2 protein-coding genes are annotated in these 14,913 nt (G+C 64.2%); both read right to left on the bottom strand.

Translation table 11 applies throughout. The features are described 5' to 3' along the window. Positions 1–25: 25 nt before the first annotated feature. Positions 26–11,827 carry an amino acid adenylation domain-containing protein gene (locus EIY72_RS12730; RefSeq protein ID WP_093216780.1) on the bottom strand — a complete coding sequence of 3,934 codons (11,802 nt, stop codon included), beginning with the start codon at positions 11,825–11,827 and terminating at the stop codon, positions 26–28. Beyond that, a complete protein-coding gene (locus EIY72_RS12725) occupies positions 11,824–14,913 on the bottom strand; it encodes a non-ribosomal peptide synthetase (protein WP_093216775.1) in 3,090 nt (1,029 codons plus the stop codon). Before EIY72_RS12725 ends, EIY72_RS12730 begins: the two co-directional genes overlap by 4 nt.

Here is a 14,913-nt window from a genome sequence, read left to right as displayed (position 1 = left end):
GAGCCTGTTTTTCTTGCGGCGAGCCTTACATCTGCGGCACCTCTTCCTCAGTCAGCGCCGCCACTACCGCGTCCAGACATTCAGCCTTGTGCAGGATGTCGAAGTGCCCGGCACTCACCCTTTGCACCTCGCGCAGCCGTGGTTGTTGGCGCTCCAGGGTCGCACGCTCGGCGGTCGGATTGCCCTCGGCCCACCAGCAGCTCAGTGCGCCCTGCGGAATCGGCAAGCTGTCGACCTGCCGCGACAGCGCCTTGAGCCGCGTGCTGACCATGAAGGTCTGCGCCAGCTCATCGGCGCCGAGCAAGGCATAGCCGCTGGCTTGATCGCTTTGCGTGGCGATGACCGCACGAACTACCCGCGTGACACCCTCATGGTCGCCCATCGCCTCGACGCTCAATGCCCGAGTAACCACGTCGTCATCCATGCCCAGTGTCGCCCCGAGGAATTCGGCCAGGTCAGCACGCCACTCATCCACCTCGGCGACGGCATTGGCTGGCGTCGGCACAAAGCTGTCCACCAGGCCGATGAAGGCCACGCCCTGCCCTTGTTGCTCAAGCAAGTCGCTGACCATCAAGGCCAACGCCCCGCCCAACGACCAGCCGAGCAAGTGATAGGGCCCCTGCGGCTGTCTGGCGCGAATGGCTTCGACGTAATCCCCGGCCATATGCGCCAGCGAGCTGTCCTGCCATTGGCGGTCGAGCAGCATCCGGCATTGCACGCCGTACACCGTGCGTTGTCCATCCAGTCGCCGGGCCAATGGTTCGTAGTCGAACACCGTACCGAATCCGGCATGCAGGCAGAACAGCGCCGGTTGACCGTCCACTCGCTGATTGAGCAACAACAAGGGTTGCGGGCTTTGCCGCTCGGCCTGCTCATCGACACCGGACAACCCGGCAATGGTCGGTTTGGCCATCATGTCGCGCAATTTGATCTGGAAATCCGGCAGGTTCAGTGCCCGCACCTTCGAGATCACCTTGAGGGTGCGCAGCGAATCGCCGCCCAATTCAAAGAAGTTGTCGGTGATGCCGACCTGATCCACGCCCAGCACCTGCTGCCAGATCTGCGCCAGCGCCCATTCCAGCGGCGTGCGCGGGGCCACGTAGTCGCGGCCGCTGAACCCGGGGTCCGGCAGGGCCTTGCGGTCGAGTTTGCCGTTCGGCGTCAGCGGGAAACGCGGCAGCACCACGACCCGGCTCGGCACCATGTAATCGGGCAGGCTCTCGCGCAGCGCCGCCTGGCAACGCAGGCCGAGGCCATCGTCCGCAGCGGCCACCACATAACCTACCAGTTGCGGCCCCTGACCATTGTCACGCAGCACCACCAGCGCATCGTTGACGCCAGCCTGCTCGCGCAACCGCGCCTCGATTTCCCCCAGCTCAATACGGAAGCCACGGACCTTGACCTGATGGTCGACACGCCCAAGGTAATCGAACACGCCGTCGGCGCGTCGACGCACCAGGTCGCCGCTGCGGTACAGGCGCCCGCCTTCGTCGCTGAACGGGTCGGCGACAAAACGCTCCGCCGATTGCCACGGGTGACGATGGTAACCACGGGCGACGCCGCGCCCGCCGATGTACAGCTCACCGACCATGCCCACCGGCAGCGGGTTGAGGTCCATGTCCAGTACATGCAGGCTGCGCGCGCCGACCCGTTGACCAATGGGCGCATACATCGCTTCGCAGTGACCGCTGGCGGCGATCTTCCAAAGCAACGGCGTGACCACGGTTTCCGTCGGGCCATAACCGTTGACCAGAAACTGCGGCTTGAGGCTGTGCTTGACCCGCTCGAAAGTCGCCTCGGGCACGGCATCACCGCCAAAGCAATAGATGCGCACAGGCGGCGGATCACCGCCCTGCAACTCGGCGTGCTCGGCCAGTTGCAGCAGGTACGCCGGCGGGAAGCAGGCGACGCTGATGCGCTGGCGATGCAGCACGGCCAGGGTCTGTTCGGCGGTCCACAGGCTGTTGTCGCGAATCACCAGGGTCGACCCACTGATCAGCGCGGTGATCCAGCGTTCATGGGCACCATCGAAGGCGAACGACATGAAATGCAGTTCGCGATTTTCCGGGTCCATGTCGTAAAGCTCGGCGATAGCCTGCACGTGCATGCTCAACGGCCCGTGGGCCACCGCCACGCTTTTTGGCTTGCCGGTCGAACCCGAGGTGTAGATCAGGTAGGCCAGTTGTTCGCCGTGCACATTTTGCGGCGACACTGAGACATCGACGTCGAGGTCCAGCCGATCCACCGCGACCACTGCTGTCCCCGGCTTGAGTTGCGCCGACTCGCGCAAACGCTGCTGGGTCAACAGCAGGCGCATGTCGCTGTCGGCCATCATGTAGCGCAGGCGCTCCTGCGGGTATTGCGGATCGAGTGGCACGTAGGTGGCGCCGCACTTCATCACCGCCAACAGCGACACCACCAGTTCCAGCGAGCGCTCCATGAACACGCCGATCACGTCTTCGGTCTGCAAGCCCTGCGCCAGCAGATGCGCGGCCAGGGCATCGGAACGCCGGTCCAGCTCGGCATAGCTCAGTTGTTCGGCGTCGCCCTCGGCATCACTCAGCACCAGTGCCGTGTGCAGCGGTTGCAGGCGCGCGCGCTGACGGATCAGCTCGTGCACCGGCATTTCATCGCCACCGGCTACCACCGGCAGTGCGCCGTCCAGTTGCCGCCCCTCGTCCAGCGTCAGCAAGCCCAACTCACCTACGGCGCGCCCGGCGTCATCGCACAGGCGCTGCATCAGGCTTTCCATGTGGCCGCGCAGGGCTTCAACGCTGGCCAGGTCGAACTGCTCGCGCTGGTGCATGTACTCGATGCGCAGGCCTTCGTCGAGGCTGACCATCAGGTCCATGGCGAAGCTGGTCAGGCCGAAGTCAGACACGTCTTCGAAGCGCAGCGAATCGCCATTCCACTCGCGCAGGGTGCGGTCCACTGGCTGGTTCTCGAACACGATGATGCTGTCGAACAACGCCTGCCCGCCCTGCCCGGCCCAGCGCTGAATGTCGCTCAGCGGGGTTTGCTGGAAGTCGCGGATGGCGAGGTTGTAGCCCTGGATCTCACGCAGCCAGTCGCCGACGCTGACGTCGGTCGGCACAGTGCTGACCACCGGCAGGGTGTTGATGAACAACCCGAGCATGTTTTCCGAGCCGTTGAGGCTTTCCGGGCGACCGGACACCGTGGCGCCGAAAGTCACGGTGCGCTGGCCGGTGTAGCGCTGCAACAGCAACAGCCACGCCGCTTGCACCAGGGTGTTGAGGGTGACTTGCTGTCGCTGGGCAAAGGCCTGCAAACGCTCGGTCTGCGCTGTATCGAGGTGGCTGTAGATCGCGTGGTAACCGCTTTGCGCTTCTTTCACCGGTAGCGCACGGGCCAGGTGCGTGGCCCCCTCCAGGTCGCGGAGTTTGTCTTTCCAGAAACGCTCGCTGGCCTCGACCATCTGCTGGCCAAGCCAGTCGATGTAGTCACGATAGGCAGCCACCGGTTCATGCTCGACGCCACTGTAATGACGCAGCACTTCGCCGATCAGCCGCGACACGCTCCAGCCGTCCATGAGGATGTGGTGATAGGTCCAGACCAGGCGATAGCGGTCGTCTTCCAGACGCACCAGCAACAGGCGCAACAGCGGCGCCCGGTTGAGCGAGAAGCCACGCTCACGCTCTTGCGCCGCCAACTGGCGTACACGCTCGGACTGATTGTCCAGCCCGCGCCAGTCCAGTTCGGTCAGCAATGAGGGAGCGTCGCGCAGCACCACTTGCAGCGGTTCCTTGTCGCCTTCCCAGAGGAATGCGGTGCGCAGGATCGCGTGACGCTGCGCGGCATCGGCCCAGGCCGCACGGAAACGCGAGCCATCGACACCGCGCACGCCGACTTCGATCTGGTTGACGTACAGCCCGCAATCGCCGTCCTGCACCGAATGAAACAGCATGCCCTGCTGCATCGGTGACAGTGGATAAACGTCTTCAACTTCATCAAGGGTCAAACCGAGTGCAGTGTATTGCGCAGGGCTCAGAACGATTTTCGGCGTAGCAGAAATTACCGGTGCAGCCGATTCGTCCGCCATGACGGCCTCGGCCACCAGCGCCAGCTCTGCAATGCTCGGATGACTGAACACCTGCTTCGGCGAAATGCTCAAGCCGGCCTTGCGCGCCCGGCTGACCGCCTGAATCGAGACGATGGAATCGCCGCCCAACTCGAAGAAGTTGTCCAGCACGCCCACCGGCGCCCCTTCGAACAACGCCTGCCACACCGCTTGCAGCGTCGCCTCCACGGCATTGCGCGGGGCAAGGTATTCGCGGGCCTGTTGATCCGGCAGCGGCAATGCGCGACGGTCGAGCTTGCCGTTCGGCGTCACCGGCATCTGCTGGAGCAACAGCACGTGACTGGGCTGCATGTGTTCAGGCAAAGCGTTGCGCAGGTGCTGCTTGAGTGAATCAATGGCCACGTCAGCAACGACGTAAGCCACCAACTGTTTGGACTTGCCGACGTCGAGGGCGATCACCACCGCCTCGCGTACCTCTGGCAGTTCCAGCAGGCAGGCTTCGATTTCCCCCAGCTCGATGCGCAGGCCACGGATTTTCACCTGATGGTCGATGCGCCCGACGTACTCGATCACGCCGTCCTCGCGGTAACGCGCCAGATCGCCGGTGCGGTACAGACGTTCGCCCTGGGTAGCGAACGGGCTGGCGACGAAGCGTTCGGCGGTCAGGTCCGGGCGGTTGTGGTAACCGCGAGCGAGGCCGATGCCACCCAGATAGAGTTCACCGACGCAGCCCCGGACCTGCGGTTGCAGGCTGTCGTCGAGGATATAGGTCATCAGGTTCGTTATCGGCGTACCGATCGGCACGCTGACGGCGCCATCATCGACGCAGGTCCAGTGGGTCACATCGATGGCCGCCTCGGTCGGACCGTACAGGTTGTACAGGCCGACGTTTGGCAGCACCTGCATCAGGCTGCGCTGCAAGTCCGCCGACAGGGCTTCGCCGCTGCACAGGATCTGCCGCAGGCTGGCGCAGCGTTCGAAACCTTCACCCTGGACAAAAGCCTGCAACATCGACGGCACGAAATGCAGGGTGCTGACCTGGTACTGCTCGATCAGCCGGACCAGTAGCGCCGGATCGCGATGGGCACCCGGCTCGGCCACGGCCAGGCGCGCGCCCACCATCAGCGGCCAGAAGAATTCCCAGACCGACACGTCGAAACTGAACGGGGTTTTCTGCAACACCGTATCGCGGCCGTCCAGCGGGTAAGCGTCCTGCATCCAGGCCAAACGGTTGTACAAGGCGTCGTGACGGTTGGCGGCGCCCTTGGGTTTACCGGTGGAGCCGGAGGTGTAGATCATGTAGGCCAGCGATTGCAGTTCGACCACAGAGGCCAGGTTTTCCTCACTCATACCGGCCAGGCGGTCGCCCATGTCATCGAGACAGATGGCCGTGGTCGCAGACGGTATCGGCAGTTGCGCCAGCAGATGACGCTGGGTCAGCAGCAGGTGCACGCCGCTGTCGTCGAACATGTGCTCCAGGCGTTCGCGCGGATAATCCGGGGCCAGCGGCACGTAGGCGCCACCGGCCTTCATGATCGCCAGCAAGCCGATCACCAGTTCCAGCGAACGCTCGGCGGCGATGCCCACCAGCACTTCGGCGCCCACACCCTGGCTGCGCAGGTAGTGCGCCAGCCGGTTGGCCTGTTGGTTGAGTTCGCGGTAGCTCAAGGATTGACCGGCAAACACCAGCGCCGGTGCATCCGGCGTCTTCAGCGCCTGAGCTTCAAAGCACTGGTTGACCGGGCGCATGTCCGGCCACGCCTGCGCGGTGCGGTTGAAGCCTTCGACCTGATGTGCGGTTTGTGCCGCATTCAACAGACTCAAGCGACCCAGCGCCTGTTGCGGCGCGCAGACCATGGCGTCGAGCAGCGCCACCAGGCGCGTGCTCAAGTCGTCGATGGCCGTGGCGTCGAACAGCGCGCTGTCGTAGTTGAAGCGCAGGTCCAGGCATTCGCCCAGCTCGGCGGCGATGGCCAGCGGGAAACTGGTCTGGTCGTGGTTGCTGATGCCGGAGAATTTCAACGTGCGGCTATTGCCCTGCTCCAGCGCTTGCGACACCGGGTAGTTTTCGAACACCAGCAAGGTGTCGAACAACGCCTCGCCGGCATGCCCGGCCCAGCGCTGCACGTCCGCCAGTGGCGTGTATTCGACGTCGCGCAACTTGAGGTTGAGTGCCTGCACTTCCTCGATCCACTGGCTGACCGTGCACTGCGGGTGCGGGGTGGCGATCACCGGCAAGGTGTTGATGAACAGGCCGACCTGCTGCTCGATACCCTGCAACTCGCTCGGGCGCCCGGAGACCGTCGCGCCGAACGTCACGGTCTGCTGACCGGTATAGCGTTGCAGCAGCAACAGCCAGGCCGCTTGCAGAACGGTGTTGGGCGTGACACGGGCCTGACGGGCGAAGCCGCTGAGGCGTTCGGTGGCGGCACGGTCGAGGCTCAGGTGCAAGGTGCGATGGCCGCCGCCCTGCCCTGCATCCGGCCCCGGCAAGGCGCCGGCCAGGCGCGTCGGCTCATTGAAGCTTTGCAACTGTTCCAGCCAGAAGGCTTCGCAGGCGGCACGGTCGCGACTGCCGAGCCAGGCCATGTAATCGCGGTAACGCCCCACGCCCGGCGCAGGCGTGTTCCCGGCGTAGCGTTGCAGCACTTCTCCGAACAACTGTGACGTGCTCCAGCCGTCCAGGAGGATGTGGTGGTGAGTGAAGATCAGGTGATGGCTGTCGCTGGCGGTCTGCACCAGGGTCAGGCGCAGCAAGGGGGCGGCCTTCAGGTCGAAGCCGCGCAGACGGTCGTCGTCCGCCCGCTGATTCAGCGCCGACGCCAGATCCGCCCGGTCACGCCAGTCGAGCGGCGTCAGCGGCAGCGTGGCGTCGGCCAGGATCACTTGCAGGGGGCGCGAACCATTGCTGTCATTGAAGAACCCGGCGCGCAGCACCTCATGGTTGTCCAGCGCCTGCTGCCAGGCATCGCGGAATCGCTCGACATCAAGGCCCTGCACGTCCACGCGCATTTGCGGCACATACGCGCCGGCATCCGGGGCAAACAGGCTATGGAACAACATGCCCTGCTGCATCGGCGACAGCGGCAGGATGTCGGCGATCTGGCTCGCGGCCAATGGTAAGGTGTCCAGTTGAGCCTGATCGACGGCCACCAGCGGCACATCGCTCGGGGTCAGACCGCTCGCGCCGCTCAGGCAATGCTCGATCAACCTTTGCAGTTCTGCGCCGTAGGCATCCGCCAGGCCTTGCACGGCGTGCGGGTTGAAACGCTCGCCACTGAAGCTCCAGCTCAAGCGCAGTTGCCCGGCGTAGACCTGGCCGTTGATGCTCAGGCCGGGGTCCAGCAGCGCCGAATCGCCCTGCTCAGTGCCACCGTTTTCCTGGGCCGGACGCCACGGTGCCTGCTCGTCGAAACTGGCGTCGAACTGGCCCATGTAGTTGAAGGTGACCTGCGGCGATGGCAGGTCACTGAGTCCGCTATCGCTCAGGTAACGCAGGATGCCGAAACCGATGCCCTTTTCCGGCACCGCGCGCAGCTGTTCCTTGACCGCCTTGATACTGGCGGCGAGGTCCTCGGCCGGGGTCAGTTTCACCGGGAAGATCGAGGTGAACCAGCCCACTGTGCGACTCAGGTCGATGTCGTCGAACAGGTCTTCACGGCCGTGGCCTTCGAGTTTTACCAGGGTCGACGGCTGGCCGGTCCAGCCCCTCAATACCCGCGCCAGTGCGGTCAGCAACAGGTCGTTGACCTGGGTGCGGTACGCCGCCGGCGCGTCTTGCAGCAGTTGGCGGGTGAACTGGCTGTCGAGCACGGTTTCGACGCTGACGGCATGCTGATTGCCCAGACTGCCGTGGGGATTGTCTGCCGGCAGTTCAACTCGGACATCGTCATATTGCGCCAGCCAGTAAGCGCCCTGAGCGGCCAGCTCAGGGCTTCGCGCATGGGCTTGCAGGCGTGCGGCCCAGGCCTGATAGGCGCTGGTTTTCGCCAGCAGGCGCGGCGCCTGACCTTGCTGCGCCTGCTGGTAAGTGCTGTGCAGATCCTCCAGCAACACACGCCACGACACCCCGTCCACCGCCAGGTGATGCACCACCAGCAACAAACGCTGCCCGGCCGCGCCCATGTCCACCAGCAAGGCCCGCAGCAGCGGCCCCTCCTGCAAATTCAGGCTGGCTTGCGCGGCATTGCACTGGTCCAGCAGCTCATCGACGCCGGCGGCCTGCCGTTGCCACAACAGATCGGCGCTGGTCCATTGCTCCGCTTGCGCCTGTTGCCAACGGCCGTCGACCTGATGAAAACGCAGGCGCAACGCATCGTGATGATCGAGCAACGCCGCCAATGCCTGTTGCAGGCAAGCATTGTCCAGCGGTTCGCGCAACTCCAGCAGCAACGACTGGTTCCAGTGATGACGCGTCTCGATGGCTTGGTCGAAGAACCCGTGCTGAATTGGCGTCAGCAACACCTCGCCACGCACGGGTCCCTGATCGATGAGCAACCCGGCACTGCGCTCGGCAACCTTGGCCAGGCTCTGCACGGTTTGATGCTGGAACAGATCCCGCGGGCTGATGCGAATCCCGGCCTGCCGCGCACGGCTGACCACCTGGATGGCAATGATCGAGTCGCCGCCCAGCTCGAAGAAGTTATCGTCGATGCCGACCCGTGCCAGCTTGAGCACCTCTTGCCAGATCGCCGTCAGCTCGGTTTGCATCCCGTCCATCGGCGCCGTGTAAGCCTGCTGCGCCAGTGCCGCATCAGGTTGGGGCAAGGCGTTGCGGTCGAGTTTGCCGTTGCTGGTCAGCGGCCAGTGATCGAGCGCGATCAGATGCGCAGGCACCATGTAGTCGGGCAAACCGGCCTGCAGATGCTCACGCAGGCTTTGCCGCAGGTCGACACTGTCCTGCCTGGCGCTAAACCATGCGACCAACTGCTGACTGCCATTGACCTCGGGCGCCAGCACCAGCGCCTGTTCGATGGCCGAGTGGCTTTGCAGGCGATCCTGAATTTCCCCCAGTTCGATACGGAAACCGCGGATCTTCACCTGGTGGTCGATGCGCCCGGCGTATTCGATGCTGCCGTCGGCGCAATAGCGCGCCAGATCGCCGGTGCGGTACAGGCGCGCGCCCGGTTCAACGGCGAAAAGATCCGGAACGAAGCGCGTGGCGCTGAGGTCGGCGCGTTGGTGGTAGCCACGGGCAAGGCCGGCACCGCCGACGTACAACTCGCCGACGCAACCTTTGGCCACCGGGTTCAGGCGCGGGTCGAGCACATACCAGCGCAGATCGCTGATCGGCTGGCCCAGCGGCGAGCTGTTGGCGCCGTCGAGGTCGGCACGGGACAGCGCTCGGTAGGTCACGTGCACCGTGGTTTCGGTGATGCCGTACATGTTGATCAACAGGGGCTGGCGTTCGTCGAACACCTCGTACCACGGGCGCAGGCTGGCCACGTCAAGAGCCTCACCACCAAACACCACGTAACGCAGGTTCAGGCGTTGCGCGTTGGCACAGGCGAACGGCAGCAACTGGCGGAAGGCCGACGGCGTCTGGTTGAGCACGGTTACGCCTTCATCACCGAGCAAACGGGCGAAGTCTTCCGGCGAGCGGCTGACCGCGTGGGGCACCACCACCAGCTTGCCGCCGTGGAACAGCGCGCCAAAGATCTCCCACACCGAGAAGTCGAAAGCGTAGGAATGGAACAGGCTCCAGATGTCGTCGGCGTTGAAGCCGAACCAGTGCTCGGTGGCGCTGAACAGCCGGGTCAGGTTGCTGTGGGGCAACAGCGTACCTTTGGGCTTGCCCGTGGAGCCGGAGGTGTAGATGACGTAAGCGAGGTTCTGCGGGTGGCTCAGGTTTGCCAGGTTGTCGGCACTGGCTTCGTCGAGCCAGTCGCTGGCGTGATCCAGGCAGATCACTTCGATCCGTTCGCTGACCGGCAGGCGCGGCAACAGCGTCGAATCGGTCAACAGCAGACCCGTGCCGCTGTCGGCGAGCATGTAGGCCAGGCGGTCCTGCGGGTATTGCGGGTCCAGCGGCACATAGGCGCCACCGGCCTTGAGGATCGCCAGCAGGCTGACGATCATCTCCAGCGAGCGCTCAAGGGCGATGCCGACCAGCACGTCCGGCCCCACACCACGCTCACGCAGTCGATGAGCGATGCGGTTGGCGCGGCCGTTCAATTCAGCGTAAGTGAGGCTCACGCCTTCGCAAGTCACGGCGATCTTGTGCGGATGGGCAGCGGCCTGGGCTTCGATGAGTTGATGGGCACACAACTGACTGACCGACGCATTCGCTTTGGCGCTGCGGTTCCAGTCAAGCAACGTGGCTTGCTGTTCGGCAGCATCGAGCATGGCCAGGTCGGCCAGCGCCACGCTGGCGTCCACACCAATGGCCTGCAACAGGTTCAACCAGTGCCGCCCAAGACGCTCGATGGTCGCGGCATCAAACAGTTCGGTAGCGTAGACGAACGAAGCGTGAATGCCGTCGTCACTGTCGACGGTGTCGAGCATCAGGTCGAACTTGGTGGTTTTTTCATCCCACACCAGCGGCTCGACGCTCAACCTCGGCAACTCCCAGCGCTGCAGCTCGCCGCTGTCGCGCTGATGGTTGAACATCACCTGGAACAGTGGCGTATGGCTCAGGCTGCGCTCCACGCCCAGGCCATCGACCAGTTGTTCGAAGGGCAAATCCTGGTGGGCTTGCGCGCCCAGTGCCGCCTGTTTGATCTGCGCCAGCAATTGCACGAACGGCTGGTCGGCATGGGGCTGACTGCGCAGCACCTGGGTGTTGACGAAGAAGCCCAGCAGGTTTTCCACGTCCTGGCGAGTGCGGTTGGCAATCGGCACGCCGACGCGGATGTCCTGCTCGCCGCTGTAGCGATGCAACAAGGTTTGCAAGGCAGCCATCAGCACCATGAACAGCGTGCAGCCTTCGCGCCGGGCCAGTTCGCGCAACTGCGCGGTCAGTGCCGCCGGCACCTGCAACTCGACGCTGGCACCTTGCTGGTTCGGGCTCGCCGGGCGGCGGCGGTCGGCCGGCAGGTTCAACGGCGGGTGTTCATGGCCCAGTTGCTCGCGCCAGTAATTGAGTTGTCGCTCAGCTTCGCCGGCCTCAAGCCACAGCCGCTGCCAACGGGCGAAGTCGGCGTATTGGATGGTCTGTTCCGGCAAGGTCTCGTCCTGCCCAGCACTGAACTGGGCATAGAGCTGAGTGAACTCCTGAAGCAGGATCGGCAACGAACCGCCGTCGGTGACGATGTGGTGCAAGGTCATCGCCAGCACCTGTTGCCGGGCGCCGAGGCGGATCAGACGGCAACGCATCAACGGCCCATGTTGCAGGTCGAAAGGTGGCTCGGCGTTCAAGGCGATCTGGCGTTGCAGGTCGGCATCATCGGCGGCGTCCGCTTCGACCAGCAATGCAGGCATCGACGGGTGAATCTTTTGCAGCACCTGCAGCCCGTCGAATTCGAAGGTGGTGCGCAGCACTTCATGACGCTGCACCAGCGCGTTCAGGGTTCGCGCCAGTGCATCGCGGTTCAGCTCGCCGTTCAGGCGGAAGGCACCGGTCAGGTTGTAGGCCGTGGCCTCGGGCTGCATCTGCCAGAGGAACCACAGGCGCTGTTGCGCGTAGGACGCCGGCAGCGTGTCGACACGGCGATCCCGGGGTGGAATCGGCAGCAACTCCAGGGTCAGGCCCTGGGCCTGCATCCTTGTTTGCAGGTCACGCCGTGCGTCCGGGCTCAAGCCGCAGAAACGCTGGGCCAGGGTCATCATTCTGTCCGGTGCAGCACTCATTGCGCGTGTTCCTCTTCCACTTCGTCGAACAACGCTTCGAGGGCGTCTGCATCGTTTTCTTTGTGCTCACTGTGCTGACGGAACTGCTCGATCTGCGCCGCCAGGCGTTCCAGGGTGTCGCCTTCGAAAAACAGCTTGAGCGGGATCGCCAGGTTCAGTTCGTCCTGAATCCGCGCACGAATGCGCGTGGCCAGTAGCGAGTGACCGCCCAGCTCGAAGAAGTTGTCATGCACACCGACGCGCTCCACCTGCAGCGCCTCGGCCCAGATCGCCACCAGGGTTTTCTCGAGGTCGTTACGCGGGGCGACGAATTCGCTGCGGCGCACATCGAGGTCGAGCAAGGCTTGTCGATCGAGCTTGCCGTTGGGCATCAGCGGGAAACGTTCCAGCACCTGCAAACGCGTCGGCTGCATGTGTTCGGGCAAGACTTCACTCAAGTGGCTGCGCAACTCGTTCAGGCGAATTCCGGCGGTATCCGCCGGGCTCAGCGCGAAGCCCAGCAACTGCGGGCCCGTTGGGGCTTCGCGGGCAATCACCGCCGCGTCTTCGATGCCCGGAGCACTGCGCATGGCTGACTCGATTTCACCCAGTTCGATACGGAAACCACGGATCTTCACTTGATGATCGACTCGCCCCAGATACTCCAGCACGCCATCGGCGCGGTAACGCGCCAGGTCGCCGGTGCGGTACAGCCGCTGGCCCGCCGCCTTGGCGAACGGGTCAGGCACGAAGCGCTCGGCTGTCAGTGCGGCCCGTTGCAGATAGCCTCGGGCAATGCCGGCACCACCGACGTACAGCTCGCCCTCGGCACCCACCGCCAGCGCTTGCAACTCCGGACCGAGGACATGCAGACGCATGCCGGCGATCGGCTGGCCGATCGGGATGGTCTCGTCGTCCTGGTCGTGCGGCAGCTCCCAGGCCGAGCACCAGACGGTGCCTTCGGTCGGACCGTATTCGTTGACCAACGCTACATCGGGCAAGGCCTGGCGATGGCGCTGCGCGAGCTCAAGACTGCAGGCTTCGCCGGCGACGATCACACAAGCCAGTGTATGAGTGTCGAGGTGCTCGAGAATCTGCCCGTGGTACGACGGCAAGGTCAGGTAGTGGGAAATGGCTTCGCGCTGGATCAGCTCGGCCAGACGCGCCGGGTCCTTGTAGCTGTCTTCATCCGGCAGGCACAGGGTTGCGCCCTGCCCCAAGGTCCAGAAAACCCCGGCCACGGAGCTGTCGAAAGAAAACGACGAAAGCATCAGGAAGGCCCGCAGCGGCTGCTGATAAAAGGCACTGCGCGCCAGGGTCGAAGCGACGGCATTGGCGTGGCTGATCATCACGCCTTTGGGTTGGCCGGTGGAGCCCGAGGTGTAGATGACGTAGGCCAGGTTGGCGCTGTCGCCCAGGGCTTCAGGCTCGGTGTTTGCCGCATGCCAAACCTCGGCGTCCGGCATCAGGGACAGCACTTGCTCGCTGTGCAGTTCGTCGGGCAATGGCTGACAGGCCAGAACATGCCGCGCGCCGCTGTCGGCAAGCATGAAGGTCAGGCGTTCAATCGGGTAGTTCGGGTCCAGCGGCAGGTAGGCCGCGCCAGCCTTGAGCGTACCCAGCAAGGCAGTGACGATCTCCAGCGAACGCTGACCGTAGACCGCGACGACCTGCTCCGGCCCCACGCCTTGAGCACGCAGGGCATTGGCCACTTGATTGGAACGGGCATCCAGTTCGGCGTAGGTCAGGCGCTGGTCGTTGACCGTCACGGCGATACGCTGCGGATGCAGACGTGCCTGTGTGCTGAACAGTTCTTGCAGACGTTGATACGGCAGCGCCTGTTCGCTGGCGTTGGCGTTGAAACCTTCGATCACGCGCAACTGTTGCGACTCGTTGAGCAGATTTGCCTGTGCGAGCGCCAATTCAGGCGATGCCAGTAACTGGCGGCTGAATTCGACAAACTGCTCCAGCCACGCGGCCAGCATCGGCTCGGGCACTGCCCCGTCGAGGCTGGAAAGTTGCAACTGCTCGCCCTGAATACGCAGGCGCAGCACCTCTGGGTTACCGTCGTCGACTTCGATACCTGAATCTACGAGGTCTTGCCAGACAAAACCGTAGCGCAGCGGCGCACTGCCTTGCTCGCTCAATTCGAACTCATTGAGGCAGTCCAGCCACGACTGCGACTGTTCGACGCTGGCCCTGAAGGAAGTCAGTGCTTGCGCCAGGGTCTGCTCGCTGCGGTGCTCGAACGCCACCGGCATACGCCGGGCGAAACGGCCGAGGGTCGTGGCGGTTTGTTCGTTGCGAGCGTCCACCTGCCAGCCCATCAGCAGTTTTTCCTGCTGGGCGATGCGGGCAACGAATGCGCTCCACAGCAACAGCGCCAATGATTGTGCCGCCACACCCTGATCAGCGGCTGCCCGTTGCACCTTGGCCAGCCACGGCGCGTCGGTCAGGGCTGCCTGACGACGTTGCTGGCTGACCTCGACGACTTTTTCAAAGGGCAAGCGATGGTTCAAGGCGAACTGCTGTTGCAGATTGCGCCAGAACGCCGCGCCCTGATGGCCGATGTCTTCCTCGCGCAACGCCTCTTGCCAGGCGCTGTAGTCCAGATACTGCAAGGCGTCTTCGTCGTCATCGAGCGGCTCGTCACGCAGCAGGCTGGCCAGTTCCGTCGCCAGCACGCGCAATGAAACCTCATCGAAACTGCAAGCCAGCGCCACCAGGGTGACGACGGACTGGCCCTCGACCTGCGCGGCCGCCAGTGCCAGATCCGGGTTGTTCGTCAGGGTTTCACGGCTGCGGCTCAGGGCCTCGGCCACTGAAGGCTGATTGTCCAACACCACCATCGGCACTTCTTCGAGCAGGCTTTGCACCGGCCACTTCATGCCCGGCAGATACCGGTAGACCGTGCGCAGGGTTTCATGGCGCCGACCCAGCGTGTCCAGCGCTGCGCGCAATGTTTGCGGCGCCACGGGCTGAGGGAGCGCCAGCGTCAGGCTGGCGAGCAACGTCTGCCCTCCCAGCGCCTGGACGCGCAAATGAAAAGCCTGCTGGGCGGACGTCTGGAAGACGTCGGCCAAAGGTTCGAGGGCGGTGGTGTTCAT

It is taken from the genome of Pseudomonas vancouverensis (assembly GCF_004348895.1).
GTDB classification, from domain to species: Bacteria; Pseudomonadota; Gammaproteobacteria; order Pseudomonadales; family Pseudomonadaceae; genus Aquipseudomonas; species Aquipseudomonas vancouverensis.
This window is presented reverse-complemented; position numbering and strand designations above follow the sequence as displayed.

Coding starts and splice junctions, on each gene's coding strand:
- EIY72_RS12730 (WP_093216780.1), bottom strand. CDS start 11,827: ATGAGTGCTGCACCGGACAGAATGATGACCCTGGCCCAGCGTTTCTGC.
- EIY72_RS12725 (WP_093216775.1), bottom strand. CDS start 14,913: ATGAACACCACCGCCCTCGAACCTTTGGCCGACGTCTTCCAGACGTCC.